The sequence below is a fragment of the uncultured Ruegeria sp. genome (genome assembly GCF_947500045.1).
GTDB lineage: Bacteria > Pseudomonadota > Alphaproteobacteria > Rhodobacterales > Rhodobacteraceae > Ruegeria.
In genome coordinates this window covers 100,631-120,740 of sequence record NZ_CANMQQ010000014.1, presented here as the reverse complement: position 1 = coordinate 120,740, position 20,110 = coordinate 100,631, and the positions used below count along the sequence as shown (strand labels likewise).

The 20,110-nt window shown below is 57.3% G+C and carries 24 protein-coding genes; 9 read left to right on the top strand and 15 right to left on the bottom strand.

Annotated features, from left to right (window positions below; all coding sequences use genetic code 11):
• Window positions 1-138 precede the first annotated feature (138 nt).
• Window positions 139-1,014, top strand: coding sequence for a 3-hydroxybutyryl-CoA dehydrogenase (locus tag Q1B46_RS19405; RefSeq protein ID WP_299950786.1), 876 nt, complete (start codon window positions 139-141; stop codon window positions 1,012-1,014).
• Window positions 1,015-1,095: 81 nt separating this feature from the next.
• Here Q1B46_RS19405 and Q1B46_RS19400 read toward each other — a convergent pair whose 3' ends face one another.
• Genes Q1B46_RS19400 through Q1B46_RS19370 form a run of 7 tightly spaced genes read right to left on the bottom strand, consistent with a single transcriptional unit; the run spans window position 1,096 to window position 6,503 of the window.
• Window positions 1,096-1,995 (bottom strand): lysophospholipid acyltransferase family protein, encoded by a 900-nt coding sequence (locus Q1B46_RS19400; protein ID WP_299950784.1) that lies wholly within the window; start codon window positions 1,993-1,995, stop codon window positions 1,096-1,098.
• 34 nt (window positions 1,996-2,029) lie between these two features.
• Window positions 2,030-2,299: an HPr family phosphocarrier protein gene (locus tag Q1B46_RS19395; protein WP_010437721.1), complete on the bottom strand. Its 270-nt coding sequence runs from the start codon at window positions 2,297-2,299 to the stop codon at window positions 2,030-2,032.
• A 16-nt stretch (window positions 2,300-2,315) separates the two neighbouring features.
• Complete coding sequence (locus Q1B46_RS19390; protein ID WP_299667051.1) at window positions 2,316-2,708, bottom strand: PTS fructose transporter subunit IIA; 393 nt, start codon at window positions 2,706-2,708, stop codon at window positions 2,316-2,318.
• Complete coding sequence (gene rapZ / locus Q1B46_RS19385; protein ID WP_299950780.1) at window positions 2,705-3,586, bottom strand: RNase adapter RapZ; 882 nt, start codon at window positions 3,584-3,586, stop codon at window positions 2,705-2,707. The genes Q1B46_RS19390 and rapZ overlap by 4 nt, the downstream gene beginning before the upstream one ends.
• Window positions 3,583-4,053, bottom strand: a complete 471-nt coding sequence (locus Q1B46_RS19380) for an HPr kinase/phosphorylase (RefSeq protein ID WP_299950777.1) — start codon at window positions 4,051-4,053, stop codon at window positions 3,583-3,585. The genes rapZ and Q1B46_RS19380 overlap by 4 nt, the downstream gene beginning before the upstream one ends.
• A gap of 3 nt (window positions 4,054-4,056) precedes the next feature.
• Window positions 4,057-5,766 carry a sensor histidine kinase gene (locus tag Q1B46_RS19375; protein ID WP_299950774.1) on the bottom strand — a complete coding sequence of 570 codons (1,710 nt, stop codon included), beginning with the start codon at window positions 5,764-5,766 and terminating at the stop codon, window positions 4,057-4,059.
• A gap of 32 nt (window positions 5,767-5,798) precedes the next feature.
• Window positions 5,799-6,503 carry a response regulator transcription factor gene (locus Q1B46_RS19370; protein ID WP_299667043.1) on the bottom strand — a complete coding sequence of 235 codons (705 nt, stop codon included), beginning with the start codon at window positions 6,501-6,503 and terminating at the stop codon, window positions 5,799-5,801.
• Window positions 6,504-6,846: 343 nt separating this feature from the next.
• Between Q1B46_RS19370 and Q1B46_RS19365 the strand changes: the two genes are divergently transcribed.
• The 3 genes from Q1B46_RS19365 to Q1B46_RS19355 all read left to right on the top strand — a co-directional run bounded on the left by Q1B46_RS19365 (window position 6,847) and on the right by Q1B46_RS19355 (window position 9,631).
• Window positions 6,847-8,445: a phosphoenolpyruvate carboxykinase gene (locus tag Q1B46_RS19365; RefSeq protein ID WP_299950771.1), complete on the top strand. Its 1,599-nt coding sequence runs from the start codon at window positions 6,847-6,849 to the stop codon at window positions 8,443-8,445.
• A 367-nt stretch (window positions 8,446-8,812) separates the two neighbouring features.
• The gene (locus tag Q1B46_RS19360) at window positions 8,813-9,055 is read left to right on the top strand and encodes a hypothetical protein (protein WP_299950768.1); all 243 of its coding nucleotides are present in this window, start codon (window positions 8,813-8,815) and stop codon (window positions 9,053-9,055) included.
• Window positions 9,056-9,088: 33 nt separating this feature from the next.
• A complete protein-coding gene (locus Q1B46_RS19355; RefSeq protein ID WP_299950765.1) occupies window positions 9,089-9,631 on the top strand; it encodes a hypothetical protein in 543 nt (180 codons plus the stop codon).
• Here Q1B46_RS19355 and Q1B46_RS19350 read toward each other — a convergent pair.
• Window positions 9,628-10,392, bottom strand: coding sequence for a sulfite exporter TauE/SafE family protein (locus Q1B46_RS19350; RefSeq protein ID WP_299950762.1), 765 nt, complete (start codon window positions 10,390-10,392; stop codon window positions 9,628-9,630). The two genes, Q1B46_RS19355 and Q1B46_RS19350, sit on opposite strands and share 4 nt — an antisense overlap.
• A gap of 143 nt (window positions 10,393-10,535) precedes the next feature.
• Here Q1B46_RS19350 and Q1B46_RS19345 point away from each other — a divergent pair, with 143 nt between their 5' ends.
• The 3 genes from Q1B46_RS19345 to Q1B46_RS19335 all read left to right on the top strand — a co-directional run bounded on the left by Q1B46_RS19345 (window position 10,536) and on the right by Q1B46_RS19335 (window position 13,391).
• On the top strand, window positions 10,536-12,227 hold the full coding sequence (locus Q1B46_RS19345) for an acyl-CoA dehydrogenase family protein (RefSeq protein WP_299950759.1): 1,692 nt from the start codon (window positions 10,536-10,538) through the stop codon (window positions 12,225-12,227).
• Between the two features lie 216 nt (window positions 12,228-12,443).
• Window positions 12,444-12,986 carry a hypothetical protein gene (locus Q1B46_RS19340; RefSeq protein WP_299950756.1) on the top strand — a complete coding sequence of 181 codons (543 nt, stop codon included), beginning with the start codon at window positions 12,444-12,446 and terminating at the stop codon, window positions 12,984-12,986.
• Between the two features lie 12 nt (window positions 12,987-12,998).
• The gene (locus Q1B46_RS19335; protein ID WP_299950753.1) at window positions 12,999-13,391 is read left to right on the top strand and encodes an META domain-containing protein; all 393 of its coding nucleotides are present in this window, start codon (window positions 12,999-13,001) and stop codon (window positions 13,389-13,391) included.
• Here Q1B46_RS19335 and recO read toward each other — a convergent pair.
• Complete coding sequence (gene recO, locus Q1B46_RS19330; RefSeq protein WP_299950750.1) at window positions 13,375-14,100, bottom strand: DNA repair protein RecO; 726 nt, start codon at window positions 14,098-14,100, stop codon at window positions 13,375-13,377. The two genes, Q1B46_RS19335 and recO, sit on opposite strands and share 17 nt — an antisense overlap.
• Window positions 14,101-14,267: 167 nt before the next feature.
• Between recO and Q1B46_RS19325 the strand changes: the two genes are divergently transcribed.
• Window positions 14,268-14,657 (top strand): VOC family protein, encoded by a 390-nt coding sequence (locus tag Q1B46_RS19325; RefSeq protein ID WP_299950747.1) that lies wholly within the window; start codon window positions 14,268-14,270, stop codon window positions 14,655-14,657.
• 65 nt (window positions 14,658-14,722) lie between these two features.
• Here Q1B46_RS19325 and Q1B46_RS19320 read toward each other — a convergent pair whose 3' ends face one another.
• The 3 genes from Q1B46_RS19320 to era form a co-directional block, all read right to left on the bottom strand.
• Entirely contained in the window at window positions 14,723-15,046 is a 324-nt protein-coding gene (locus Q1B46_RS19320; RefSeq protein ID WP_299950744.1) for a SemiSWEET transporter, read from the bottom strand.
• A gap of 121 nt (window positions 15,047-15,167) precedes the next feature.
• Window positions 15,168-15,497 carry a DUF1491 family protein gene (locus Q1B46_RS19315; protein WP_299950741.1) on the bottom strand — a complete coding sequence of 110 codons (330 nt, stop codon included), beginning with the start codon at window positions 15,495-15,497 and terminating at the stop codon, window positions 15,168-15,170.
• Window positions 15,498-15,552: 55 nt separating this feature from the next.
• On the bottom strand, window positions 15,553-16,461 hold the full coding sequence (gene era, locus Q1B46_RS19310; protein ID WP_299950738.1) for a GTPase Era: 909 nt from the start codon (window positions 16,459-16,461) through the stop codon (window positions 15,553-15,555).
• 158 nt (window positions 16,462-16,619) lie between these two features.
• Between era and Q1B46_RS19305 the strand changes: the two genes are divergently transcribed.
• Window positions 16,620-17,996 carry a multicopper oxidase family protein gene (locus tag Q1B46_RS19305; RefSeq protein ID WP_299950733.1) on the top strand — a complete coding sequence of 459 codons (1,377 nt, stop codon included), beginning with the start codon at window positions 16,620-16,622 and terminating at the stop codon, window positions 17,994-17,996.
• Window positions 17,997-18,119: 123 nt separating this feature from the next.
• Here Q1B46_RS19305 and rnc read toward each other — a convergent pair whose 3' ends face one another.
• From rnc to acpS, 3 genes are read right to left on the bottom strand one after another with little or no spacing between them, the layout of a single operon-like run.
• Window positions 18,120-18,794, bottom strand: a complete 675-nt coding sequence (gene rnc, locus Q1B46_RS19300) for a ribonuclease III (protein ID WP_299950730.1) — start codon at window positions 18,792-18,794, stop codon at window positions 18,120-18,122.
• Complete coding sequence (gene lepB / locus Q1B46_RS19295; protein ID WP_299667000.1) at window positions 18,791-19,630, bottom strand: signal peptidase I; 840 nt, start codon at window positions 19,628-19,630, stop codon at window positions 18,791-18,793. Before lepB ends, rnc begins: the two co-directional genes overlap by 4 nt.
• 59 nt (window positions 19,631-19,689) lie before the next feature.
• The gene (gene acpS, locus Q1B46_RS19290; RefSeq protein ID WP_299950726.1) at window positions 19,690-20,109 is read right to left on the bottom strand and encodes a holo-ACP synthase; all 420 of its coding nucleotides are present in this window, start codon (window positions 20,107-20,109) and stop codon (window positions 19,690-19,692) included.
• Window position 20,110: the final 1 nt, after the last annotated feature.

Genomic DNA, 20,110 nt, shown 5'->3' with positions numbered 1-20,110 from the left:
GTTGCCATTTTGCGGCCTCAAGTCTTGCGAATTCCCTAATTCGCGCATTTGAAGCGAATTTGACTGACCCGATCCCCTTGCCGCCCGCACGGAACTGCCGTTAATGTCGCCACATCCTGCGAAAAAAGGCATCAGAACATGGACGTAAAATCAGTCGGAGTGATCGGCGCTGGACAGATGGGCAACGGTATCGCTCATGTGATGGCGCTGGCAGAGTATGATGTTCTGCTCAACGATATCAGCCAGGACGCTCTGGATGACGCAATCACGACAATCGAGACCAATCTGGTGCGGCAGGCGTCGCGCGGCAAGATTACCGACGATGCCGTGAAAGCGGCTTTGGGGCGGATCACGACCACGATGAACTTGCCTGATCTGGGACAAACCGATCTGGTGATCGAAGCTGCAACCGAACGCGAGACGGTGAAACAGGCGATTTTTGAGGACCTGCTACCGCATTTGCAACCGCATACGATCCTGACATCAAACACGTCGTCGATTTCCATCACCCGGCTGGCCAGTCGAACCGACCGACCCGAACGCTTCATGGGTTTCCATTTCATGAACCCGGTTCCGATCATGCAGCTGGTTGAGCTAATCCGTGGTATCGCCACTGATGAACCCACATTCAATGCCTGCAAGGCAGTAGTGGACCGGCTTGGCAAAACCTCGGCCAGTGCCGAGGATTTTCCAGCTTTTATCGTCAATCGCATCCTGATGCCGATGATCAACGAAGCGGTCTATACGCTTTACGAAGGGGTCGGAAATGTTCAATCGATTGATCAGTCGATGAAACTGGGCGCGAACCACCCTATGGGGCCTTTGGAACTGGCGGATTTTATTGGGCTGGATACCTGTCTGGCAATCATGAACGTTCTGCATGATGGGTTGGCAGACACCAAGTATCGCCCTTGCCCGCTGCTGACGAAATATGTCGAAGCCGGATGGCTGGGACGCAAGACCGAGCGCGGGTTTTATGACTACCGCGGCGAGGTTCCTGTGCCAACGCGATAGAATTTGAGAAGGCCTGCCCTCTCTTGAGCGGACAGCGCGGGGTCCCTCCCGAGATATTTTGGGGCCAGATGAAGAGGCGGATCAGGTTTTTGGGGGAGGGCCGAGCGCCAGTGTGTGACTTCTGAGCCAAGCCATAAAGCCACGTGGGTCCCGCTCTAACAGCGCCATATCTTCGTCGGAGATTGGGTCACCGATCACTGGGGATTGTGGCTTGTTGCAGGAGCGGACGATCTCGTGCAGCAAAAGGCCCTGACGAAGAATTGGCGAAAGCCGATTTGCGATCTGGTACCATCGGGAATTGCTGCCCGGAAAGAAGATCGGAACAATTTTTGCACCAGAACGGCGGATCATTTTTGCCGTAAAGACGTTCCATTCCCTTTCCAACGCTGGCCCGAACCAGTCATCGGATGACATGACGACCCCGGACGGGAAAAGTGCCACGACCCCGCCATCAGCCAGATGTTTCATGGTTTTGCTGCGCATCTCCAGCATTTTTGACTGCGCTTCGGGGTCATGCGGAAATGGCACCGGGATCATGAAAGAGGTCGCGGCCTCGTCCAGGCCGGTCAAAACTGAACGCGTCAGAATGCGGTAGTCATTGCGGGTACGACCAATTAATTCGGCCAAGATCATCCCATCGACCATCCCGTGTGGGTGATTGGCAACGACCACGACTGGGCCTTCTTTCGGGATACGGGCGATCTGTTCAGCGGGCGTGGTCAGGTCGATACCCATCGTCTTGAGCGCACCGCCCCAGAACTTCTGACCCCGGTAATGTTCGTTTTGCTTTTCAAATTTATTGACCATGCGCAGGATGGTCAGCTTTCCTGTGAACCATTCAATGGCGCGAATGGCGGTAGACGTCCAGACATCGTCAAACGAGTTTGCGTAGGTCAGCGTTCTGCGGTCGTAGATTTCACCCTCGTCGGTGTCGTGCTCTGCGACTTGGCCGGTCTTTGTTTCGTGCGTGGTTTCCGCCAATTGCCTTGTCTTTCCGTCCTTGGTATCGCGGCAGTCAGAACCCCTCACCGAACTTATCGTTCACCAGAGTTTCCAATGCTTCTGCCAACGCCTCAGCATCCGGGCCGGACGTCTCAACGTCAATAGTGGTTCCGCGCGACGCTGCCAACATCAAAAGGCCCATGATGCTGTCTCCGGATGCAGAAAGTCCGTCGCGCGACACCTCGGCACGAGCATCAAATCCTTCCACCACCTCGACCAACTTTGCCGAAGCGCGGGCATGCAGGCCCTTTTCGTTGATAATTTTCAAACTCTTGGTCGTCATATGAATTTATCCGGTGTCAATCCAGCGTCACATTTTGCGCATTGATGTATTTTCGTCCAGCTTCCAGAGCCAGACGCACGGCCTCGGCCAGAGGCAAGTGGCGACTTTTGGCCAGTTTGATGAGCATGGGCAGATTGGCCCCGTAAAGGATTCGCCGATCCTGCGGCGCGCAGGCCCGCAGGCTGAGATTCGAAGGACTGCCGCCGTACAAATCGGTCACGACAACGACGCCATCCCCCATATCCACCTCGTCTGCGGCGCGGCAGATCTCGGCCTGTTTTGCGTCGCGATCATGGTCGGCTTCAATCGGTATGGCCACCAGCCCGGGCTGCTTTCCAACCACATGCTGCGTGGCGGCCAAATACTCTCGCGCCAACCCACCATGTGCAACAATTACGATCCCGATCACTCCGGCCTCACATTCAATGCGCGTCGTTCCATTTCGCGGTGCCTAATTGCCACCTGCTGCCCCCCTTCCGCAAGGGCCTTTGCAACGGCTTCTGCCACAGCGACCGAGCGGTGTTGCCCGCCCGTACACCCAAAAGCGATCGAAAGGTGCGCTTTGCCTTCCTCGCGGAATGCAGGAAGCAATTCGATCAACAGGTCGACGACCCGGTCGAAGAAAGCGCCATAGTTCGCGTCTGCTTGAACATAGGCTGCGACATCAGCGTTTCGACCATCTGCCGCACGCAATTCGGGCCGCCAATATGGGTTTGCCAGAAAACGGCAATCGAACACCATATCCAAACCGCGCGGAAGACCACGTTTATACGAAAAGGACTCGACCGAAACCGCCAGATGCCGCCCGCCTTTTGGGGCGAACCAGCGCTCGACCTCTTCACGTAGTTGGTGAACATTCAGCGTGCTTGTGTCGATAAGCGTATCAGCAATCTCGCGAATCGGTGCCAACAGCTCTTTTTCTTGCCGAACACCGGTTTCAGGGCTGGCATCCGTGGCAACCGGGTGGCGACGACGGGTTTCCGAGAACCGGCGCAACAGCACCTCGTCATTGCAATCCAGATACAGAATTGTCAGCTCAACATCTTCCATCCGTCCCAGCTTGGCAGCAAGTTCAATGAAACCGATCGTCGAAAAATCACGGTTGCGCGTATCAATACCCAAAGCCATTGGGCGCGTTGGCTCTGAACTGTCGACCAATCGAACCAGCAATCCCATCGGCAGGTTATCAATCGCTTCAAAGCCAAGATCTTCGAGCACATGGATCGCCGTTGAACGCCCTGCACCCGAGGGGCCCGTCACCAGAACGACGCGCTGTTGTGCTGTCATGTATTCGGCCATTCCGGGGCCACACGCCCCATTTTCACGAGTTGAATAAGTCCTGCCGCCAAATTGGGTACACCGGCAACCCGAAGCAAGGGAACAGATTGCCTCAGCAGTCGAACTTCTTCGGGCTCGGGCAGCCGCGCGGGATCGGTGTGATCAAGGTCCACGATATAGGCGAGCGGAACAGGCCCTGCAGTTTCAGCCCTTAGCAACCCGATCCCACGCGCCTCGATCAATCCTTGGATCTGTGGAACAGCGGCAGCCATCACGTGGTCCTCCTGCGATCGGAGATCAACGCGATCATCAGCGACAAGCTGCGCCCCAAGCGCCATCATCTGCAGGGCCAGCGCTGATTTTCCCGCGCCCGACGCGCCGATGATCAATATACCTGCGCCCCGTACCGCAACGCATGTCGCATGAAAGCAAGCTGTATCCTGATCTGCAATGTCAGAGAAAGGGGCCTCGCCCATGGCCTAGACAGGCAGTCCAACCACAAACCGCGCACCTAGCGGGTCCGAGGTGATGTCGGCTTCGGTCGGGCGGATATTTTCGGCCCAGATCACGCCGCCATGCGCCTCGACGATCTGTTTCGAAATCGCCAGCCCAAGGCCTGAATTGTTGCCGAAATGCTCTTCGGGGCGTTGCGAGTAAAAACGCTTGAATATCTTGGTCAGGGCCTGATCAGGGATGCCTGGGCCGGTGTCTTCAACCACGACCAACACCCGGTTGTCACGGCGCCGCACCCAGAGGCGAATGGCGTCTTTGTCCTCGCAAAAGGAAATCGCATTCGTAATCAGATTGACAAAAACTTGCGCAAGGCGTGCTTCGAGCCCGTTGACCACGATAGGACCAGACGGCAAATCAGTGATATACTCGATCCCTTTCGATCGGGCATCCTCGCCCAGAAACTGGCTGATATTTCCAAGCAGATTAAGAAGATCAAAGGATTGTTCTTCCTCTTTCACCAGCTCCGCATCCAGCCTTGAGGCATTCGAGATATCGCTGACCAGACGATCCAGCCGGCGCACGTCATGCTCAATCACGCCCAATAGCTTTTCGCGCTGGTCGTCACGTTTGACCATACGCATCGTGCCAACGGCAGATTGCAGGCTGGCAAGTGGGTTCTTGATCTCGTGCGCCACATCTGCGGCGAACTGTTCGTTCGCATCAATCCGGTTGTAAAGCGCAGTGACCATTCCGCGTAAAGCTTGACTAAGGCGACCAATCTCATCCGGGCGCGCACTGAGGTCGGGGATACGGATACGGCCCGGGTTCACCCCAGCCCCCCGATCCTTGCCCATCTCTGCAGCAGCGGCCAGATCAGCAAGAGGGTTGGCAATGGTCGAGGCCAGAACGAGGCTAAGACCAATGGAAACCAGCAACGCAACGACAAACATCTGAAGGATGCGCTCTTGCTCTTTGCGGGCCAATGCATCGATCTCACCTGCGGGGCCTGCCATGGCAACAGCCCCGACGGGCGTATCGTCAACCAGTATCGGGGCCACGGCCACGATCACTGTCTGGCCCTTGTCGTCCTGAACCGCCTGTACCTGCAATCCACCCCGCAGCGTCTGCGGGATCAGTTCCTGTACACGCTGCGCCAGCGTCGGTGTCTCAGTTTCTGATTTGCTATTGAAAACGGCGGAAACCCCGTTCCAAACCGCATTGAGCGCATCGCTGATCAACGTACTGCCCGAGGCCGTGTCGGCCTCCTGCCGCAGAAGGTTCGGCAATTCGGCATTCGGTGATGCTCCGCGTGTCCAACCAATCAGCGTACCTGTGTTATCATACACAAAGACCTCGCCCCCTTCCGGAAGGCTTAGCCCGGACAGGGTGTCCCGCACGTCGAGCGTTACCGCGCCGCTGGTTGACGGCTGCCGCAGCTGGGTTTCAAACACATTGCTGACAAGCTGCGCATCCCCAACCAGATTTTGCGCCGTCTGTTGAACCCGCTCTTTGCGTGTATCGTCCAGATACAGCAGACCCGCCACCAGAATAACCAGGGCGATAAGGTTGAAGGTAATGATCCGGCGCGCCAGAGGTGAATATCGCAGCGAAAATAGATTTCGCCGCGATCTCTTGGCCTGCAACTCGGCAGACTCAGAATCTGGGGGGATGACCCAATCATCCCCCAGAACGACATCCGCGTCGCGCACTTCGTTGGCTTGTTCAGTATCGCGCACGAGACCCCTTCACCCCTTTAAAACGGCCGCGCCTATTCTTCGTTATAACGATATCCGATACCGTATAGCGTTTCGATCGCCGAAAAGTCAGAATCGGCAACCCGCATTTTCTTGCGCAGGCGCTTGATATGGCTGTCGATGGTACGGTCATCTACATAGACCTGATCATCATAGGCCACATCCATCAACTGATCACGGCTTTTTACAAAGCCCGGACGCTGCGCCAGCGCCTGCAACAACAGAAATTCGGTAACCGTCAAAGAGACGTCGTTGCCCTTCCAGCTTACCGCATGGCGCAGCGGGTCCATCCGCAATTCGCCGCGTTCCATGACCTTGGTATCGCCTGTCGTGGCGTTGGTCACATCCCCTTCGATCGCTTCCTGACGGCGCAACAGCGCGCGGATGCGTTCGACCAGAAGCCGCTGAGAGAACGGCTTTTTGACATAGTCATCAGCGCCCATCCGCAGGCCCAGAACCTCATCGATTTCGTCATCTTTGGACGTTAGGAAAATAACCGGCATCTGAGTTTTCTGCCGCAGCCTTTGCAGCAAATCCATGCCGTCCATCCGCGGCATCTTGATATCCAGAACGGCCATGTCCGGAAGTTTCTTGTTGAACGCGTCTAACGCGGCCTGACCATCATTATATGTTTCGACCTCAAACCCTTCGGCTTCGAGTGTCATGGACACGGACGTCAGAATGTTTCTGTCGTCGTCCACCAGTGCAATCTTCGACATCGGGGTCACCCCTATTCCTGCTCACATTCGCAATAATGCGCTTTTTTATGAGGTATTGTTGGCGGTTTTAAGGCGCCGAATCAATCCGTAACTCCGAATCGTGCCATTCTTGCGGCAGCTATGCGGCAAAAATGCCTTGCAACTCACAAAATGCTGCCCAGTTTTCCGGCAAGAATTCCTTGGTGGCGCTAAACCTGAACTTGGTTGCGCTAACTACCTCGAACCCTCCTGTTCATGCCCTGAAATACCATGATAAGAGGCGCTTGACCGCCGGACTCATTCCGGTATCTGCCCCAATGGCGCATCCGGCCCATGGCCCGCGCCGCCACAGGAGAAGACACACATGACATCTGGACGGGTTAACCCGCAGTTCCGCCTCGAGGATCAGGGCATCGAGGGTCTGGGCAATGTCTATTACAACTTCATGGAACCGGCGCTGATCGAAGAGGCGCTGAAGCGCGGCGAAGGCACCCTTGGCAATGGCGGGGCCTTTCTGGTCACCACCGGCAAGTTCACCGGCCGGTCGCCCAAGGATAAACACGTCGTCAAGACAGACAGCGTCGCCGACAGCATCTGGTGGGAAAACAACGCCGCCATGACCCCCGAAGGGTTCGACGCGCTGTACGAAGATATGTTGGCCCACATGAAAGGCCGCGACTATTTCGTACAAGACCTCGTGGGCGGGGCCGACCCTAGCTTTTCAATCAACGTGCGCATGGTCACGGAACTTGCCTGGCACAATCTGTTCATCCGCCACCTGCTGCGCCGCCCGGATCGTGAGGACCTGGACGATTTCACTGCCGACTTCACCATCATCAACTGCCCCAGCTTTCAGGCCGACCCTGCCAAACACGGTTGCCAAAGCGAGACCGTGATCGCGCTGAACTTTGACCGTAAGCTGATCCTGATCGGTGGCACCGAATATGCCGGCGAGAACAAGAAGTCCGTCTTTACGCTGCTGAACTACATGCTGCCTGAAAAAGGCGTGATGCCGATGCATTGCTCGGCGAACCACGCGGTTGGGAACCCGGTCGATACCGCCGTCTTCTTTGGCTTGTCGGGCACAGGTAAAACCACCTTGTCGGCTGATCCTGCGCGCACCCTGATCGGCGATGATGAGCATGGCTGGTCAGATCGCGGTACCTTCAACTTTGAAGGCGGCTGCTATGCCAAGACGATCAATCTGAACGCCGAGGCCGAACCGGAAATTTACGCAACCACCAGCAAGTTCGGCACCGTGATCGAGAACATGGTTTTTGATCCCGAGACCAAAGAGCTGGATTTCAACGATGACTCGCTGACCGCGAATATGCGCTGTGCCTATCCGTTGGAGTATATCTCGAACGCGTCAAAAACGGCGATGGGCGGACATCCCAAAAACATCATCATGCTGACCTGTGATGCGTTCGGTGTTCTGCCTCCGATCGCACGGCTGACGCCTGCTCAGGCGATGTACCACTTCCTGTCCGGCTTCACCTCGAAGGTGGCCGGGACCGAACGTGGCGTAACCGAACCGCAGCCCACATTCTCGACCTGCTTCGGTGCACCCTTCATGCCCCGCAGGCCCGAGGCCTATGGCAACCTGCTACGCGATAAGATTGCCCAGCACGGAGCGACCTGTTGGCTGGTGAATACCGGCTGGACTGGTGGTGCATATGGGGTCGGCAGCCGGATGCCGATCAAAGCCACCCGTGCCCTGCTGACGGCCGCACTCGAAGGTTCGCTGACCGACGCGGAATTCCGCAAGGATGCGAATTTCGGCTTCGATGTACCGGTATCGGTACCGGGCGTGCCCGAGGTTTTGCTGGATCCGCGCCGCACCTGGGACGACCAGCAAGCCTTCGACAAACAGGCTGAAAAACTGGTGCAGATGTTTGCTACGAATTTCGAGCAATACCTGCCCTTTATTGACGAAGATATCAAAGCCGTCGCAATTGGCTGATCGGAACCGGGGCCGACATGGCCCCGTTCCATTTGGGATTTCGTTGTGACGCCCGAACGCTCACGACAAGTTCATTGCGAGAACACGCAATTTGCGCTAACCCGTCATACCTATGAAGCGATGTGGGCCGTTGTTATTGCTGCGGCTTCCATCAAACTTTAACGATGGGCGATCTGGACGACCTTGCTCACACAACGTTCCGGGCTGCCCCAGAAGGTAACGATTATTTCCACTCGGGGATGGGTGTCAGATTGATGTATTCCAAGGGCTATAGCCTTTTGACGTGCCTCGGTTCGACACGGGAAACTATAGGCAGGTTATGACTGAAATTTCGAAACTCACTGAACTTCGCAAACTGATGCAAAGCATGGAACGCACTCTGGGGCTGGAAGAACTGTCCCCGGTCGAGCGTGACATATATTATGCAGCCGAAGAGCTGTCGAAAAACGATCAAGAGGTGCGGACCTTTGGTCTGATCGAGCACACGCTGGTTCAAAGCGTCTCGCGGCCCACATTCTTCCGCGCTCTCAAGTCGCTGGTGCAAAAAGGTTATCTTTCGCAGAGCGGAAGCGCCAATCGCGGTCGGTATTTGGTTCATGCACCCAGGTGATCGCCGCCTGAAATCTGAAATCGGCTGACTCCCGTGAACAGATGGGCCTCTGATACATTCTATGCCTCTTTGGCCTATGTTGTTGCATCGCTTCTCACCTTCGAGGTTCTGATGCCGCTTCAGAATATGTTTTTTCCGGAATACCCCAGCCATGCCAGCCTGCTGTTCCTTCCACATGGTGTGCGGGTCCTGTCGGCATGGCTTTTGGGGTGGCGTGCGATTTTTGCGCTGTTGCCGGGTGTTGTAATCGTCTTTGCCATGATCGGTGGCTGGGATGTGTTCCTCCCAAGCAGATTGTTGGCGATTGCCATCGCCGTGACAATCGTACCTGCGGTATTTTATGCTTGCAAAGCGGTTGGTTGGGACCTGTTCCCACGCGCCGACCGTAATCCTTGCTGGCTGTGCGTGATGGGGGTTGGGATATTGACCTCGGTTCTGGTTTCAGTTCTCACCAACACAGCGTTTGGCAGCACAACCGTTGAATACATCGCCTTTTTGATTGGTGACATATCAGGCCTGTTCTTTCTGATGCTGGGCCTACACTTCGCGTTCCGCCTTGTCGAAAGACGCGGTTAACCCATAAGGCCGCGTCTCAGCAGGTTCAGCCCGGCAATCAGCAAAACCAAAAGTGTGAGCCTGCGGAACTGGGCCTGATCAATGCGATCCTGCAGAAATTGACCACCACGCATTCCAACCAGTGCCGGAATGATGAGCAGCGCAGAAAACACCGCCGTCTCGGTCCGCAAAACACCCGAGCCGAGATGCGCCACAATAAGTGCCAAGGCCCCCAGTCCATAGATCACCCCCTGCACCCGCATCTGATCTTTTTTCGGGGTGTTCAACGCTGTCAGATAGGCCACGGTTGGCGGTCCCCACACACCCGAGATGCCTCCGACAGCGCCAGCCACAGCACCGACCATGACCTCAATCCGCAACGAAGGTGCCTGCATCGTAAGTTTCAGCCCCAGCAGTTGCACCAGTGCAAAAAACGAGACCGGAGCGCCGAGGATCAGCAGGAAGGCCTTGGGTGACAATACGTTGATCAACTGCGCGCTGGCCAACAGGCAGACCAGTCCGACCATTAGGAACACCCGGAATTTACGGACCGAGGCCACCGCTGCAGGCACCCCTTCGCGCAGGGCTTGTACCCCGTTGGTGACCAGCGTGGGCAGGATCAAACCCGCCAACGCCAGTTCGGGCCGCAGCATCATGCTGAGCCCCGACACCAGAACCATCGGCATGGCAAAACCGACCATGCCTTTGACCCAACCCGCGACAAATGCCACGACAAGGGCAAGGTATAATTCTTGCAGGGACATCAGTGAAAACAGTTCCATCGGCTCTTCATATCAGTTCAAGTTTTTTCTGCACCGCAATTCGTATGTGAAATATTTGAACTATTTATTGGCTAAATACGTATTTTTGTTGCGCTGCACGTGCAGCATGATATGACCAAACGACCCAGCAAAGGACGTGATTCATGGCCCATGACGGACAGGATTTGACGAACATGACACAGCCAGCAGTTTTGCCTGACCTTCTGACACTCAGCGCGGCCGCTTTGCCCGCAGTTGAATCTGTATTCGACAAGGCGCGGACATCGGTTCGTGCCATGGTGACAAGCGACGGACGCATCTCGGGCGCGCTGATCGAAGCGCACCAGACAGCCGCCCATGGACTGTCCTGGCTGGCAACCTACCACCAGTCGTTGCAACAGATGCAACGCTGGGCCGAGGCGCTTCAGGCTGAAGGAAAATTTGGCGAGATGGAGCAGTTGCTGCATCAGATCGCATTCGGAGAATACCTGCATCAAATCGCAGGCGGCATCCCGATGAACCAAGGCGAAGTCGTTCGTTTGAAAGATCTTGGCCTTGGCTGGGATGCACTTTCTGGGTTCCAGTGCAGTGAGGTGCAAACCCTGATGGCGCAGGCCAATTCTCAGGCCGCCAGAACCCGTCTGGTTGAGCTGATGCAGGACCAATCGGGTGCCACTATGTTTGGCGCTTCGGGTCTGGACGAAGAGTTGGAGATGATCCGCGACCAGTTCCGCCGCTATGCGCAGGAAAAGGTTGAACCAAATGCCCATGAATGGCACCTCAAAGACGAGTTGATCCCGATTGAGATCATCGAAGAGCTGGCTGAAATGGGTGTGTTCGGCCTGACCATCCCCGAGGAATTTGGCGGCTTTGGGTTGTCCAAAGCCTCGATGTGTGTGGTCTCCGAGGAACTGTCGCGCGGCTATATCGGCGTGGGCTCTTTGGGTACCCGGTCCGAAATCGCGGCTGAACTGATCATCGCGGGTGGCACGGATGAGCAAAAAGCCAACTGGCTGCCGAAACTCGCCAGCGCCGAAATCCTGCCAACCGCCGTATTTACCGAGCCCAACACCGGGTCAGATCTGGGCAGCCTGCGGGCGCGGGCTATCAAGGGTGGGGATGGTAACTATAAGATAACGGGTAACAAAACATGGATCACGCACGCTGCGCGCACCCATGTGATGACCCTGTTGGCGCGCACCAATCCCGACAGTACCGATCACCGCGGCCTGTCGATGTTCCTAGCTGAAAAGACACCTGGAACCGATGAGAACCCCTTCCCCACCCCCGGTATGACCGGTGGCGAGATTGAGGTGCTGGGTTATCGCGGCATGAAGGAATACGAGCTGGGCTTTGATGGCTTCGAAGTGAAGGGCGAAAACCTTCTGGGTGGCGAAGAAGGCAAAGGTTTCAAGCAGTTGATGGAAACCTTCGAGTCCGCCCGCATCCAGACAGCCGCCCGTGCCATTGGTGTGGCGCAGAGCGCTTTGGACATCGCCATGCAATATGCGCAGGACCGTAAGCAGTTCGGCAAATCGCTGATCAACTTCCCGCGTGTTTCGGGCAAACTGGCGATGATGGCGGTTGAGATCATGATCGCGCGGCAGTTAACCTATTATTCCGCATGGGAAAAAGACCACGGCCAACGCTGCGACCTTGAGGCCGGGATGGCCAAGCTGCTGGGTGCCCGTGTGGCTTGGGCCGCGGCAGACAACGGTTTGCAGATCCATGGCGGCAACGGATTTGCGCTGGAATACAAAATCAGTCGCGTGCTGTGCGACGCACGCATCCTGAACATTTTTGAGGGTGCCGCTGAAATTCAGGCACAAGTCATCGCGCGGCGGTTGCTGGGGTAACACCCGGACCGACGCGGTTTCCCCAACTGAACCCGGCCTCGCGCCGGGTTTTCTTTTTCTTCCGTGTTGTACAGACCCTCAGGCCGCAATCTTCTGTGTTGTACAACTCGGATTTGTGGTCGCACGGGCGAAACTTCCCCCTCGGATCGGCTGCAGAAATCGGTTAAACGGCGTCAACCAAAACCAGCCCCCGCGCTGGCCAGAGGAGAATCGAGCGTGAAAATCATTATCGCAGTTTTGGCCACCTGTGTGGCCCTCGCCGGATGCGCCATGGCTCCGGTCACCGGGTCCGACGACGTCGACCAGTTGGCACAGGCGATCCAAAATCTCAGCCCCGAAGTTGACCCGGCTGAGGCGCGCCGCGCGGCCGAGATATCCTATTCCTATTCGAGCCAGCTTAAACAGGACTGGAATGTCACTGATCCGGCGCTCATTCACAATGCCAAGATCATCAACGGCTTTCGCGAAAAGGGTCTGTGCAACGACTGGGCACAAGCCGTGTCCACACGTCTGAAGCAAGAGAATTTCCGGACGCTGGACCTGCACTGGGTCACGTCGCCTCCGACTGCGTTTCGAATTATTCACCACTCGGCTTTGATCAGCGCCAAGGGGGATTCAATGTACGAAGGCATCATACTCGACCCGTGGCGGAACAGCGGCGTTCTGCATTGGGCGCCAGTGCGTGAAGATACCAAATACAACTGGCGACCGCGCCTTGAAGTGCGCGAAGAACTGATCACCGGTGCGAACCCCTATTGATAGGATATTGCGATGGTACGTCTGGCTCTGATCCTGCCCCTTGTCGCCCTGTTCCAATGCGACAAGGATGAGACCGTCGCCGCCTATGGCGCGGCGGATCAGGCATGGGCGCTGCAGGAAATCGATGGACAACCCTTTGAGGCAAGTGCTCTGTTGCGCTTTCCCGAAGAAGGGCGGATCGCGGGCAATGCCCCATGCAACACCTATTCGGGCACGTTGAACGCCCCCTATCCGTGGTTCGAGATCGCCGATCTGGCCGCAACCCGGGCGGCCTGTGCTGGGTTGGAGGCTGAGGGGTTCTATTTCGCCGCGCTGATGTCGATGACCCAATCCGAAGTGTCAGGCGATGTGTTGATCCTGCGCAATGAGAATGGGCATGAAATGGTGTTCAAAGCCGTCGAATGAACTGCGCCACGAACCGTGCGCGCGCATCTGGCAAAGGCGTGTTGCCCAGTGAAGGGGCCAGATGGTTTTCCAGAAAATACCCGGTCGTGCGCAATGCATCGGCAATCTCGGTATCTGGTGCCGACCCTTCGCTGCGCAGACAGGGTGGCAGTGGCAACAGCTTGTCAGCCCATTCCCCCGCCCCCGCGGCACTGACCGCACGGCCGGTTTTTGGCGAGACATAGATCAACCCTTCGGTCGCCCCTGTCACTGCGCAGGCCGAGAGATCGAGGCCGAAGCCCAGCTCCTCCAGCAAGGCCAGCTCCCATCGCAGATAGGCCAACGGCCAAACCTCATCCTGCCCCAGCAGGTCCATCAATTGTTCGGTCTGCCTGTAAATCGCGGGGTGCGGTTCACGTTCAGGCAGACAAAAAGACAGCAAAGCCACCACCGCGTTCAGCCCTGACAGCGCAAGCCGCCCGGAAAACGCCGCCGCTGCACGCGACCGCAGGGGTTCGACCTGAAAGGTGCCGATATGTTCCTCAAGCCGGGCGCGCCACAGTACGTCCAGTTGTGCACCGGGTTGCAGGATGGGCGCGATCTTGCGACTGGTGCCACCGCGTACAACACCCGCATGACGGCCATGGGCTTCGGTGAAAACCTCGATTATCGCCGCCGTTTCACCATGACGGCGAGACGTCAGGAGTATGCCATGATCACGCCAATCCAAGTTCAACCTCGTCCAATCACCAGATGTCTTCAGGAAATCTTATGACCGTTCCGCGTTCAAAGTGCAAAAAGGTTAGGCAGGCTATGCTGTACTGCCAGAATGCCATTGCACAAGATCAGTAGGCACACTAATGTTCTCTTTACGTTCTTAACACTAGGATTCGAAATATGTCTCTAAACTACGTCGTGATCGGCTCAAATGATGTCGCCAAAACGCGCACTTACTATGACGCGGTTTTGCCCCGGATCGGCGGCAAAGTCTTGGCCGAATACTTGCCGCACGCGGTCTGCTATGAGCTGCGCGGTGGCGGTTCCATTTGGGTGTCGAAGCCATTCGACAAAGAGGCAGCGACGGTTGGAAATGGCAACATGGTCGGTCTGCTGTGCCAAAGCGAGGAGGAAGTCCGGGAAGCCCATGCAACAGCCCTTGCCAACGGTGGAACAAACGAAGGTGATCCGGGACCGCGCCCCGAATATAGCCCGAATTTCTTTGGTGGTTATGCGCGCGACCCAGAGGGAAACAAGATGAGTTTTGTCTACTTCGGCGACGCGGATTGATCGCGCCATCAGGGAACCTGTCAGCTTCTAAAGCGAGGTTCCCGCTTTTTTGCAGACATGCCTACCTAAAACGTCACCCCGGCGTGGATCAGGATGCCGACGACCATCAGCAGGTCGAGCACCGTCGAAATACCGTTGCCGACATAGATCGGTAGTTTCTTGACCAGAATGCCGTAGATGAACCAAAGAAAAGACAGCCCGGCATATAGCGACCAGGACAGCAGTGATTGACCGGACGCGTGGTCACTGTGGGTGAGGTAAAGCTTGATTAACTGCGGCAATGTCGCGAAAGGGCCAACAACACCGACGAAGACCATGAAGCCTTCGAACCGTTGCATCCAGTGACCGAATTCCGACCTTTGAAGCTTTTGACTCAGTGTTTCGCGCAAGAGAGCACCTCTTTTACTTTTAGTACGCCGCGAGAGATCGCTTTGTATTGGCGTCAGCGGTTTTCTAATTAGCGGTTTTGGGCGAGGTGACCAAGACCCTTGAGAAGATTCGAAAAGCTCATCATTCAAGGCCCTCTTCACCCAGCAGGTGACGCCCTTGCCGGTCTTCGACCTCGATCACCCAGAGATCGGGGTCAAAGCTGCGTTGCCTGGTGACGGCGGCGTCCACATCGGCCTCGGGGCCGCTGGAAAGTTCCACCCATTTTCGTTCGCCACTCATCAGGTCGAAGCTGCGCTGGAATGCCACCGCCCGACCGTCGAGCGTATTGAGCTTGACCAGCACCGCACCTGCGGTGTCATCGCCATGAGCAACAACAAAACCCGGTATTTCCTGAAACCGCAGCCGCGCCAGATAGGCCTGTACCCAGAATTCAGCTGTCAGCCGGGTCATCGCGCTGCGCTTTCTGCCTGGCGCGAGAATTTTCGACGAAAATTCTTGGCCCGTGTCATGCGTTGCCGTCTTTGAAATCCAGGCCCATTTCTGAGTAACGCTCGGATTCCTCCAACCAGTTGGGCCGGACTTTGACTTGCAAGAACAGGTGGATCTTACGGTCGAGGAACTCTTCCAGCTCGGCGCGCGCGGCCTGACTGACTGCTTTGATCGTTTCGCCCTTTTTGCCCAGCACGATGCCCTTGTGGCCATCGCGCATGACATAAATGATCTGGTCAATCTTGGCAGAGCCGTCCTTGCGCTCTTCCCAGTTCTCGGTCTCAACGGTCAACTGATAGGGCAATTCCTGATGCAGGCGCAGGGTCAGTTTTTCGCGCGTCATCTCGGCGGCGATCATGCGCAAGGGCAGATCGGCGATCTGATCTTCGGGGTACAGCCACGGGCCTTCGGGCAGCTTTGACGCCAGCCATTTGCGCAGGTCGTCGACGCCATGGCCTTTTTCCGCTGAGATCATGAAAGTTTCGGCAAAGGGATAGCGCGTGTTCAGCTCGCTTGTCGGCGCCAGCAGCTTCTCGGACGGCACCTTGTCAATCTTGTTGATCGCCAGCGCGATCGTGCGGCCCTGACCGATTTCTTCCAGACCTTCAAGGATACGCTCGACCCCTTCGGTGATGCCGCGATGGGCCTCAACCATCAGCACGACCACATCGGCATCAGCAGCCCCGCCCCATGCGGCGGCGACCATGGCGCGGTCCAGTCGGCGACGCGGTTTGAAGAGGCCCGGGGTATCCACGAAGACCAACTGCGCATCGCCCTCCATAGCCACACCACGGATGCGGGCGCGGGTGGTCTGCACCTTATGGGTCACGATCGAGACCTTGGCCCCAACCATGCGGTTCAGAAGGGTGGATTTGCCTGCGTTGGGCTCTCCGATCAGGGCGATAAATCCGGCGCGTGTGCTCATGTGTCCTGCGATCCTGTTTGCAAGTGCGCACCCCTATAGCAGAACAGTTCTCTGGGCCAGAGGGATTTGTCGCATTGCGGTCATGCGCCCGGGGTGGCACCAAAGCAGTGCGCCAAGCCAATCCCAGCCAGGCGATCATCCTTTCAGTGAGACAAGATATGAAACGTCGGGAGTTTCTTTTGGGCAGCGGGGCTGCCGCAGGTGCGTTGGGTCTGGGTGGGTTCGCGCGGGCCGCAGACCCGCAGGCGCTGGTGATCCAGCCCGCAAGATTTGCCCTGCGCGAACAGGTGACGGAAGGCATGATCAGCCTGTCACCTGATGCACCGCCGCCGGTTCTGTATGGCAAACAGGGAGAGGTGATGCGGTTGTCCGTGCGCAATACTCTGCCCGACTATACGGCGATGCATTGGCACGGTCTGCGGATCACCAACACGATGGACGGGGTGCCCTATCTGACCCAGATACCGATGGGTGAAGGTGAGGTTTTCGACTATGAATTCACACCTCCGGATGCGGGCACATACTGGTATCACCCACATTGCATGACGATGGAGCAGATGGCCCGCGGGTTGACCGGTGTCATGGTGATTGCCGAGCCCGAAGACCCCGGATTTGACAGCGAGCAAGTGATCAATCTGCGCGACTTCCGGCTGGATGAGGGGTGCGCGTTCCTGCCCGCATACACGCCGCGCGGGGCTGCACGGGCCGGGACGTTTGGCAACGTACACACAGCGAACTGGCTGCAAGCGCCGGTCTATGATCATCTGGCGGGTGGACTGGTAAGATTGCGTGTCGTCAACACCGACACGACGCGGATCTACAAACTGCATCTGGACGGTGGCGCGGCGCAGATCATTGCTTGGGACGGTCATCCGATAGAGATTGACGTGGCGATGCCAAGCGCCGAGAACCCATTACTTGTCGGCCCCGGGCAGCGTGTCGATTTTGCAGTAAAGATGCCTGAGAACGAAGGTCAGACGGTAAACCTGATGGCCAAGCTGCCGGGTCAACCGATGCAGGCAATGGCCGGGTTGCGGGCTGCCGGGGCGTCTGTGGCGCGGGATCTGCGCGAGCTTTCCCCTCTGCCTACTAATCCGATCACCAAACCGGATCTGGGCAACGCGGAACTGCACGAGTTTGTTTTTGGCTGGACGCCCGAGGGTGGCGAGCCGAACAATGGGTTCTGTGGTTCACTGGGGTATAATTTCTGGTCGATCAATCGCACGCCGTGGCCCGGTGATGCGGCGCAGGACGTGGGGCCGTTGGCGACGCTGGAGATGGGCAATAGCTATGTTCTACGGCTGCGGAATGAATCCCCCAACCTGCATCCGATCCACCTGCACGGTTTGGCATTCATGCCGATAAAGTCGAACCTGCGCACGTTGCCGCCGCTGGTGACGGACACAATGCTGCTGTTGAAGGATGAGGTGGTCGAGATCGCGCTGGTGGCGGACAATCCCGGTGACTGGGCATTTCATTGCCATGTGATCGAGCACCAGAAGACCGGGCTGACCGGGTTCATTCGCGTGGTTTGAGAGGTTTCGGATTGGCCATGCCAATCCGACCAAATGGGGGGCCAGCCCCCCATACCCCCCGAGATATTTATGGCCAGATGAAGAGCGGATTACAGAACCCTGTCACAGGCTGTAGCTTTTATTTCAAAGTCGTTCCAGCAAAGCCTTGGCCGCCGCTTGTTCGGCCTGACGTTTGGAGCCTGCGGTGGCCTGCGACTCGGTGCCATCCTGAAGACGGGCGGCGATGGTGAAGATGGGGGCGTGGTCAGGGCCGGTGCGTTTGACCTCGACATAAGCCGGAGGTTTCTGACCGCGCGCTTGTGCCCATTCCTGCAGCGCCGTTTTGGCGTCCCGGGCATCGGCCTCGACCGTGTGGATGCGATCGCCCCAGAGGGCGAGGATGACGTCTCGGGCGGCCTCGAAGCCTGCATCGCGGTAGATGGCTGCGATCACGGCCTCCATCGCGTCGCCCAGCAGGGCCTGTTTACGGCGGCCACCGGACAGCATCTCGGATCGGCCCAGTTTCAGGACCGCGCCAAGGTCGATCTGGCGGGCGACATCGGCGCAGGCCTCTTTGCGGACCAGCGCGTTGAAACGCGGGGCAAGCTGACCTTCGCTTGCTTGCTTGTCGGCCTCCAGCAGCGCGGTGGCCATGACAAGACCCAGCACACGGTCGCCCAGAAATTCGAGCCGCTGATTGTCGGGCCGTGTGGACGAGGACACGGAGCCGTGGGTCAGCGAGCGCACCAGCAGTTCGGGGTCAGAGAATTCGTACCCCAGACGCTTCTGGAACGCCGTTATTTCCGCCGATAACTTCAATTGACCGCCTTGAAGAAGCGATCACCGCGCCATGTCCAGAAGAACAGCATCGAGCGACCAGCGGAAGAGAACATGATGCGGTCAGCACGACCGATCAGGTTTTCATACGGCACATATCCGACGCCACCCGCAGATTGCGGCAGGCGGCTGTCGGCCGAGTTGTCGCGGTTGTCGCCCATAAAGAAATAGTGGCCATCGGGCACGGTATAGATGCCGGTGTTGTCCGAGCCCTGATTGCCGATGTTCAGCACGTCATATGACACGCCGTTCGGCAAAGTCTCGATCAGGCGGGACTTTTCGCATTCGCCGCCAATGCCCACCGGGCCGTTTTCACAGCGTGGGCGCAGGCGCTGCGGGCCTTGCGGCTCAGCAATCTCGGTGAATATGCCGTCGGGCGTTTGCGGCACTGGGGTGTCGTTCAGGATGATCTGGCCTTCACGAATCTGGATGCGATCACCAGGCAGACCAATCAAACGCTTGATATAGTCGCGGCCCGTGATCGGATGCCGGAAAACAACGACATCGCCGCGCTCGGGATCTCCGCCCAGAATGCGGGTATTTTCATCGCCTTGCATCCAGCCGCAGATATCCTCGGCGTCGATATTAAGACCCACGCTTGGAATGATCAGGCTGGGGCAGGACGCGTAGGAGTAGCCGTAGGTCATCTTGTTGACGAATAGGAAATCCCCGATCAGCAGGGTCTGTTTCATCGAACCGGACGGAATCCAGAACGGCTGAAAGAACAGGCTGCGGAAAACGCCCGCAATCAGCAGGGCGTAGACGATGGTTTTGATCGTCTCCCAAACGGCGTTTCCGGATTTGGCTTCCTCGGCCATACTGCTCTCTCCAGTCTATGCGTGGTTGGGGTGCTACATGCGGCTCAGGTGGGGGCAAGTCAAGGCTGCGCGGGCGCTTCTTGAAGCGGGCGGGCCTCGATCACCACAAAGGCCTGCGCCCAAGGGTGATCGTCGGTCAGCGTGACGTGGATGATTGCCTCGTGGCCTTCGGGGGTCATCTCTTTCAATCGATCCGCCGCCCAGCCGGTGACGTGCATGATGGGCTGACCGGTGCGCAGATTGGTGACGGACATGTCCTTCCAGGCGATGCCCATCGCCAACCCGGTGCCTAAGGCTTTGGAACACGCCTCTTTCGCGGCCCAGCGCTTGGCATAGGTGCCTGCGGTATCTTTCCTGCGTTCGGCCTTGCGTTGTTCGGTTTCGGTGAACACACGATTGCGAAACCGGTCGCCGAAACGGTCGAGCGTACCCTGAATGCGGTCAATGTTGGCGAGGTCTGTGCCGATACCGAGGATCACG

Bases quoted from the DNA above. Each gene is read 5' to 3' on its own strand.
- Q1B46_RS19405 (WP_299950786.1), top strand. From the start codon at position 139: ATGGACGTAAAATCAGTCGGAGTGATCGGCGCTGGACAGATGGGCAAC.
- Q1B46_RS19395 (WP_010437721.1), bottom strand. From the start codon at position 2,299: ATGACGACCAAGAGTTTGAAAATTATCAACGAAAAGGGCCTGCATGCC.
- rapZ (WP_299950780.1), bottom strand. From the start codon at position 3,586: ATGACAGCACAACAGCGCGTCGTTCTGGTGACGGGCCCCTCGGGTGCA.
- Q1B46_RS19380 (WP_299950777.1), bottom strand. From the start codon at position 4,053: ATGGGCGAGGCCCCTTTCTCTGACATTGCAGATCAGGATACAGCTTGC.
- Q1B46_RS19370 (WP_299667043.1), bottom strand. From the start codon at position 6,503: ATGTCGAAGATTGCACTGGTGGACGACGACAGAAACATTCTGACGTCC.
- Q1B46_RS19365 (WP_299950771.1), top strand. From the start codon at position 6,847: ATGACATCTGGACGGGTTAACCCGCAGTTCCGCCTCGAGGATCAGGGC.
- Q1B46_RS19360 (WP_299950768.1), top strand. From the start codon at position 8,813: ATGGAACGCACTCTGGGGCTGGAAGAACTGTCCCCGGTCGAGCGTGAC.
- Q1B46_RS19350 (WP_299950762.1), bottom strand. From the start codon at position 10,392: ATGGAACTGTTTTCACTGATGTCCCTGCAAGAATTATACCTTGCCCTT.
- Q1B46_RS19345 (WP_299950759.1), top strand. From the start codon at position 10,536: ATGGCCCATGACGGACAGGATTTGACGAACATGACACAGCCAGCAGTT.
- Q1B46_RS19335 (WP_299950753.1), top strand. From the start codon at position 12,999: ATGGTACGTCTGGCTCTGATCCTGCCCCTTGTCGCCCTGTTCCAATGC.
- Q1B46_RS19325 (WP_299950747.1), top strand. From the start codon at position 14,268: ATGTCTCTAAACTACGTCGTGATCGGCTCAAATGATGTCGCCAAAACG.
- Q1B46_RS19315 (WP_299950741.1), bottom strand. From the start codon at position 15,497: ATGACCCGGCTGACAGCTGAATTCTGGGTACAGGCCTATCTGGCGCGG.
- era (WP_299950738.1), bottom strand. From the start codon at position 16,461: ATGAGCACACGCGCCGGATTTATCGCCCTGATCGGAGAGCCCAACGCA.
- Q1B46_RS19305 (WP_299950733.1), top strand. From the start codon at position 16,620: ATGAAACGTCGGGAGTTTCTTTTGGGCAGCGGGGCTGCCGCAGGTGCG.
- lepB (WP_299667000.1), bottom strand. From the start codon at position 19,630: ATGGCCGAGGAAGCCAAATCCGGAAACGCCGTTTGGGAGACGATCAAA.